Source organism: Tepidimonas sp. (assembly GCF_046292505.1).
In the GTDB taxonomy this organism is placed as follows: Bacteria; Pseudomonadota; Gammaproteobacteria; order Burkholderiales; family Burkholderiaceae_C; genus Tepidimonas.
In genome coordinates this window covers 1-654 of sequence record NZ_JBKBQX010000200.1, presented here as the reverse complement: position 1 = coordinate 654, position 654 = coordinate 1, and the positions used below count along the sequence as shown (strand labels likewise).

Below are 654 nucleotides of genomic sequence, written 5' to 3'. Positions count from 1 at the left end.
TGGTCCCACGTCAGCGACAGCGGAGATGGCCTGCGGATCGCGCGCGGCCACCGCGCGCAGCCGCGCGGCGATGTCGTCGAGGGCGGCCTCCCAGGTGACGGGTTCGAACCGGCCGCTGCCCTTGGGCCCGACACGGCGCAGGGGTTGCAGCAGCCGCTGCGGGTGGTACACCCGCTCCAGATAGCGGCTGACCTTGGTGCACAGCACGCCGCCCGTTTGCGCATGGTCGGGATTCCCCTGCAGCCGCACGGCGCGGCCGTCGCGCACGGTGGTCACGAAAGCGCAGGTGTCCGGACAGTCGTGCGGACAGGCGCCCACAACGGTCTGTTCTGCGGTGTATTCGGTACCTGGGATGGCGGGCGAAAGGTCGATGGCTGGCATGGCCGCATGGTACGCGACGTACAGCGACCCACGGCGAACCACAGCGACCCACGGCGGCGCAAATCGCGCTAGGATGCCCCCATGAAGCTGATCGAGCCCATCGTCGAACAGGCCGCGGCCATCGCGGCCGTCCGCCGCGACCTGCACGCCCACCCGGAGCTGTGCTTTCAGGAGGTGCGCACCGCCGACCGGGTCGCGGCACTGCTGACGGAGTGGGGCATCCCCATCCACCGCGGGCTGGGCACGACCGGCGTGGTGGGCCTCGTGCACGGG

2 pseudogenes are annotated in these 654 nt (G+C 71.3%); one reads left to right on the top strand and one right to left on the bottom strand.

Annotated elements, in window-relative coordinates:
• Positions 1 to 381, bottom strand: a pseudogene (locus ACK4TH_RS12745) (molybdopterin oxidoreductase family protein); the annotation flags it as partial.
• A gap of 81 nt (positions 382 to 462) precedes the next feature.
• On the opposite strand from ACK4TH_RS12745, the pseudogene ACK4TH_RS12740 reads away from it, so the two are divergent.
• Positions 463 to 654 (top strand): annotated as a pseudogene (locus ACK4TH_RS12740) (amidohydrolase); the annotation flags it as partial.